Genomic DNA, 6,830 nt, shown 5'->3' on the forward strand with positions numbered 1-6,830 from the left:
CCATCGATCACGCTGGCGCGCTCGTTGTACAGGGTCACGCTCTTCACGTTGCCGACGTCGTCGTACACCGTTTCGGTCAGGTAGCCCTCGGCGCTCAGCTGCGCCACCTCGCGGTTGACGCTGTCGAAGAAGAAGCGTGTCTCGGCGATGTCGGTGCCGGCCAGGTCGCGGTGCTGGCGCACGCTGGTGCGGTTGCCCACTTCGTCGTAGCTGTATTCGGTGCGGAAGCCCTCGCCGCTGATGCGCGCGGTCAGGCGGTCGGCCCTGTCGTACTCGAATGTCACGACCTGGTCGTCCGGGCCGGCCACCGGGGTCGGCAGTGCCGACGGGTCGACGCTGCCCAGCGCGGTCATGTAGCGGGTTTCGGTCTGCAGGTTGCCGGCGTCGTCGTAACTCCGCTGCACCATGAAGCCTTCGGCATCCACGCTCGCCACCTGGCGGTTGGCGCGGTCGAAGTAGTTGGTGGTGACGTTGCCGCGGGCATCGACCATTTCCACCTGGTTGTCGGCCGCATCGTAGCGGTACTCGACCGTATGCAGCTCCGGGTCGGTGACGTGGGTCAGGCGGTTGTTCTTGTCGAAGGTGTAGCTGGTGGTATTGCCGCGCGCGTCGGTCATGGCAACGCGGTTGCCATTGGCGTCGTAGTCGTAGGACACCGTCTGGTTCAGCGCGTTGGTTTCGCTGCGCAGCTGGTTGTTGTCGTCGTAGGTGTAGCTGGTGGTCACCGCGTCGGCGGTGTTGGCCGCGACGGTCATGCTGGTGCGGTTGCCTACCTCGTCGTAGGCATAGGTGGTCTCCACCAGGTCGGCGGCGGTCTCCTTCACCACGCGGTTGAGTACATCGTACTCCCAGGTGGTCTCGCGCAGCAGCGCGTCGGTCTCGGAGATACGGTTGCCCACGGCGTCGTAGCCGTAGCGGGTGGTTTCGTTTTCCGCATTGGTGACGGTGACCAGGCGATTGACCTGGTCGTAGCCGTAGCTGGTGGTGTGACCATTGCCGTCGGTCATGGCGAGGCGGTTGCCCACCTCGTCATAGGTGTAGCTGGTGGTCTCGCCTTCGGCGTTGGTGCTGGTCAGCAGGCGGTTGGCCGCGTCGTAGGTGTTGACGGTGGTGTTGCCATTGCCGTCGGTGACGGTCAGCTGGTTGCCGACACCGTCATAGGTATATTCGGTGCGGTCGCCCTCACCGTTGACCTGCGCCGCGAGGCGGTTGGCGCGGTCGAACTCGTAGACCACCGCCTGGTCGTCGGCGCCGGCCACCGGCGACGGCGGCACGGCCGGGTCGGCACCGGTAACCGGTGCCATAAACAGGGTCTGCCCGACCCGGTTGCCGGCGGCGTCGTAGGTCCAGGTGGTGACATAGCCCTCGGCATCCACCTGGGCGGTCTGCTGGTTGGTCTTGTCGAAGTAGCTCACCACGGTGTTGCCGCGCGGATCGGTGACGGACACGCGGTTGCCGTTGGCGTCGTAGCCGTAGCTGGTGGTCTGCTGCAGCGCGTCGGTGCTGCTCACCAGGCGGTTGTTCAGGTCGTAGCTGTAGGCGGTGGTCTGGGCCAGCGCGGTGTTGGCCGCGACGGTCATGCTGGTGCGGTTGCCCAGCTCGTCGTAGGCGTAGGTGGTCTCCACCAGGTCCGCATTGATCTCTTTGGTTACCCGGTTGTTGAGGTCGTATTCCCAGCGGGTCTCACGGCCCAGCGCGTCGGTGCTGGAGATGCGGTTGCCCACCGCGTCGTAGTCGTAACGGGTGGTCTCGTTCTCGGCGTTGGTCTCGGCCACCAGCTGGTTGAGCAGGTCGTACTCGTAGGTGGTGGTGTGGTTGTTGCCGTCCACCATGGTCACGCGGTTGCCCACGTCGTCGTAGCTATAGGCGGTGGTCTCGCCTTCCGCGTTGGTGCTGGTCAGCAGGCGGTCGACCATGTCGTAGGTGTTGACGGTGGTGTTGCCGTTGCCGTCGGTGACGGTCAGCTGGTTGCCCACTTCGTCATAGGTGTAGCTGGTGGTGTTGCCCTCACCATCGGTGCGCGCGGTCAGGCGGTCGACCATGTCGTACTCGAAGGTGACGGTCTGGTCCTGTGCCGGGTCCGCCACCGGGGTGGGGACCACGGACGGATCGACGCTGGAGACCGGCTGGGCGTACAGGGTCTGGCTGGTGACATTGCCGACGCCGTCGAAGCTGCGCTCGGTCAGGTAGCCTTCCGCATCCACGGTGGCCACGCCGCGGTTGGCGCGGTCGAAGTAGTTGGTGGTGACGTTGCCGCGGGCATCGATCACTGCCACGCGGTTGTCGGCGGCATCGTAGCGGTACTCGGTGACACCGCCCTCCGGGTCCTGGACGTGGGTGGCGCGGTTGTTCTTGTCGAAGGTGGTGAAGCTCACGCGCGCTTCGGCGGTACCGTAGGCGCGGTGCTCTTCCACCGCATTGCCGTTGGCATCGAGCACATAGTGGGTCACCACGCCCTCGGCGTCGGTCATGTCGGTGACGCGGTTGTTGCCGTCGTAGGCGTAGAGGGTGGTGGCCGCCTGGGCGGTGTTGGCCGCGGCGGTGACGCTGGTGCGGTTGCCGGCCTCGTCGTAGGCGTAGGTGGTCTCCACCAGGTCGGCGTTGACCTGCTTGACCATGCGGTTGTTGAGGTCGTAGACGTAAACGGTCTCGCGGCCCAGCGCGTCGGTCATGCCGATGCGGTTGCCCACCGCATCGTAGGCGTAGGTGGTGGTCTCGTTCTCCGCGTTGGTCTCGGTCACCACGCGGTTGAGGCCGTCGTAGGTGTAGCTGGTGATATGGCCGTTGCCATCCACCATGCTCACCCGGTTGCCCACGTCGTCGTAGGTGTAGACGGTGGTCTCGTCCTCGGCGTTGGTGACGGTCACCAGGCGGTTGACCATGTCGTAGGTGTTGACGGTGGTGTTGCCATTGCCGTCGGTGACGGTCAGCTGGTTGCCGACGCCGTCGTAGCTGTAGGTGGTGGTGTTGCCCTCGCCGTCGACGCGGGCGGTCAGGCGGTTGACCTGGTCGTAGTCGAAGGTAACGGTCTGGTCGTCCGCGCCAGCGACCACGGTGGGCTCGGTGCCCGGGGTCACGGCACCGACCGGGGTCATGTGCAGGGTCTGGCTGGCGACGTTGCCGTTGTTGTCATACACCCGGCTGGTGGCATAGCCCTCGGCGTCCACTTCCAGCACCACTTCGTTGTTGGCATTGAAGTAGCTGGTGGTGGCGTTGCCGCGCGGGTCGATCACCTGGGTGCGGTTGCCGTTGCCGTCGTAGCTGTAGTGGGTGATACCACCTTCCGGGTCCTGGATATCGGTGACCCGGTTGTTCCTGTCGTAGGTGTAGACGGTGGCGTTGCCGTTCTCGTCGATGACGGTGGTGCGGTTGTCGTTGGGGTCGTAGCTGTACCGCCGCTCGCCGCCCATGGCATCCACTTCGCGCACCAGGCGATCGTCCAGGTCGTACTCGAACACGGTGGTGGCCGCCTGGGCAGTGTTGGCCGCGGCGGTGATGCTGGTGCGGTTGTCCACCGCATCGTAGGTGTAGGTGGTCTGCACGCCGTGGGCGTCGGTCTGGGTGGTGACGCGGTTGACGGCGTCGTAGGCCCAGCTGGTGACGCGGCCCAGCGCGTCGGTGGTGGTCAGGCGGTTGCCCACCGCGTCGTAGCTGTAGGTGGTGGTCTCGTTCTCGGCGTTGGTGACACTGACCAGGCGATTGAGGGCATCGAACGCGCTGGTGGTCTCGTTGCCGTTGCCGTCCACCACGCTGATGCGGTTGTAGACCCGGTCGTAGTCGTTGGTGGTGACATTGCCCTCACCGTCGGTGACCGAGCGCAGGTTGTTCTCGGCATCGTACTCGAACACGGTGAGCTGCTCGTCGGCGGTGCCGGCGGCGGTGCGCATGGCAATGCGATTGCCGCGCACGTCGTAATCGTACTGGGTGACACGGCCCTCGGCATCGGTCATGGCCACCTGGCGGTTGCCGCCGTCGTAGTCGATGCGGGTCACGCCGCCGCGGGCGTCGATGATGCCCACGCGGTTGTTGGCACCGTCGTATTCGTACTGGGTCTCGAAGCCCTCGGCATCGATCACCTTGATGACCCGGTCCAGTGCGTCGTAGACGGTCTGGGTGGGGTTGCCGCGACCGTCGGTCACTTCCACGCGGTTGCCCACCGCATCGTAACGGTAGGCCACGGTGTGCTGTTCGGGATCGGTCTGCTGTACTACCCAGTTGTTGAGGTTGTAGACGAACTGGGTCTCGCGCGCCTCCGCGGTGCCGAACGCCTCGGTGGTGCTGGTGACGTTACCGAAGTCATCGTAGTCGTTGTGGGTGACGGTGCCGATGGCGTTGGTGGTGTCGGTCAGGCGATCGAGGGCGTCGTAGGCATAGGTGGTGATATTGCCGTTCTGGTCCTTGCGCTCGACCAGGTTGCCGTTGCCGTCGTACTTGCTGGTGATGGTGCTGCCGTGGGCATCGGTGGTGGTCACCAGGCGGTTCAGCGCGTCGTAGTCGAAGGTGGTGAGACGGTCTTCGTTATCGGTGCGGGTCAGCTGGTTACCGACGCGGTCGTAGCTGTAGTGCTCGGTGTAGAGAGCCCGCAGGGCGGCCTTGTCGCTGTCGGTGAGCAGGGTGGCGTCGGCGGCGTAGCCGCGTTCCACACGCATCTGCTGGTAGCGCGCGTCGTTGCTCTCGGCCAGGGCGTTGCCCAGGCCATCGGTCTGCGCCACCAGCTGGTTGAACTCGTCGTAGGTATAGGTGGTGACCTGCGCATCGTCGCGGCCGATCACAACACCGTTCGCGTCCATGTCCACACCCACTTCAACGCGGGTGCGGTTGTGGTTGGCGTCGTAGCTGTAGACGGTGTTGATGCCGTTGGCATCGGTCACCCGCACCAGCTGGTTGTCCAGGTCGTAGGCGAAGGTGGTGGCATTGCCGTCGCCGTCCACCATTTTGACTTCGTTGCCGTTGGCATCGTAGTGATGCTCGATCACGTGCCGGGTGAGTCCGCCGGTCTCCGGGTCGTACACCTCCGGGGTGGTCTCGCGGATCATGCGGTTGTTGCGGTCGAACTCGTAGCGGGTGGTGTAGGCCTCTGCATCGCCGGACTCGGGTCCGCGCGCGTCCACCTCGGCAATCACATTGCCCACCGCATCGCGATAGAAGGTGGTGGTGCCCCCCTCTGCATCGGTCTGCTCTTCGAGCTGGTCTTCCTCGTCGTAACCGAACTTCAGCACCTGGCGCTGGCTCACCGGCAGCTGCAGGCCGGCCACAACCATCACCTGGTTGTTGTTGGCGTCGTAGCTGTAGCGGGTGATATGGCCGTTGGCGTCGGTGCGCTGGGAGAGGATGCCGTCGGCGTTGTACAGCATCTCGGTGGTGGCACCGCCATGGTTGGTCATGGTGACCCGGTTGCCCTCACCGTCGTAGCCGTAGCTGGTGGTGTAGCGGGTGCTGTTGCCGTCCGCACCGGCCACCGCCGCGGTGATGGCCTCCAGCAGCTCGCGCCGGTTGTTGAACACGTAATCGGTGGTACGGCCCTCGGCATCGGTCATGCTGGTGCGGTTGCCCACCAGGTCGTACTGGTACTGGGTCACGCGGTCCTGCGCCGGGTCCACGCTGGACGGATCCATGGTCTGGATCAGGCGGTTGTTCTTGTCGAAGAAGCGGTACACCGTGTTGCCGTTGGCATCGGTGACGCTGATGCGGTTGCCCACCGCGTCGTAGGTGTTGACGGTGGTGTGGCCTTCCGGGTCGATCACCGTCAGCAGGCGGTTGTCGTTATCGTAGGTGTAAGTGGTCACTCCGCCGTTGCCGTCGATCAACCGGGTCAGGTTGCCGAAGTGGTCGTACTCGGCGAAGGTGCGGTTGCCCTCGGCATCGATGGTCTCGATGTTGTTGCCGTAGGCATCGTAGAAGTACTGGGTCACCTGCTGCTTGGCCGGGTCGGCCAGGTCGGTGGCATCCAGGAACACGATGCGGCGGGTGCGGTTGCCGTAGGCATCGTACTCGTAACGGGTCAGGTCACCGCCGGGGCTGCGCTCCTCCACCAGGTTCTGGTTGGCATCGTACTCGTAGAAGGTGGTGTACAGGTCCAGCAGCGCCTGCACATCCGCGGCAGTCAGGTCCGCCACCAGCGCCGCGTAACCCAGGTCCTGGCGCAGGGCCTGGTAGTGGGCATCGTCGGAGACCGTCAGCGCCACGCCGGTGGCGGAGGTGCGCGAGGCGATCTTGTTGAAGCTGGTGTAGGTAAAGCGGGTCTCGGAGCCGTCGTTGTCCGCCAGCGTCAGCAGGTTGCCGTTGCTGTCGTAGTTGAAGTGCGAGGTGTACAGCTCGGTCAGGGCATCCTGCTCGGCCTGGGTCAGGTTGGCCACCAGCTTGCCGTTGCCGGCCGCATCGGTATAACCCAGGTCGGCGCGCAGCTGCCGGAAGTAGGCGCTGTCGGAGTTCACCGCGCCCCAGGCGTTGCGGTCGGTCATCGACACCAGGTCGCCGTTGTCGTTGTAGGCGTAGGTGGAGTGGTAACCCTCCTGGTCCACGATCTCGGTGATATAGCCGTTGGACAGGTAGGTGTACTGCAGGCTGTGGCCCTGGCGGATGTTATCCACCTGCGCCTGGTAGCTGGTGTCGGTCGCCGCCACCGCGGCGTCGTAGGTGGCGTAGTAGCCGTTGGCCACCCGCCAGTCGACGTACTGCTGTTCGTTGGAGTAGGCGCGGGCGTTGCCGAGCGCGTCCACCACGGTGGTGGAACCGCCGTCGAAGAACTTGGAGGAGAAGGTCACGCTGGTCTCGTCGGTGGTGTTATCCACCCGGTGACCCTTGCCCTTGCTGATCTTGTCGCCCTTGGT

1 protein-coding gene is annotated in these 6,830 nt (G+C 64.8%); it reads right to left on the reverse strand.

From position 1 onward, the window contains the following. Positions 1 to 6,830, reverse strand: a 6,830-nt coding sequence (locus tag ACH6CX_RS18395) for a hypothetical protein (RefSeq protein ID WP_396676196.1), incomplete at both ends; no start/stop codon positions are given.

It is taken from the genome of Microbulbifer sp. JSM ZJ756, assembly GCF_044383805.1.
In the GTDB taxonomy this organism is placed as follows: Bacteria; Pseudomonadota; Gammaproteobacteria; order Pseudomonadales; family Cellvibrionaceae; genus Microbulbifer; species Microbulbifer zhoushanensis.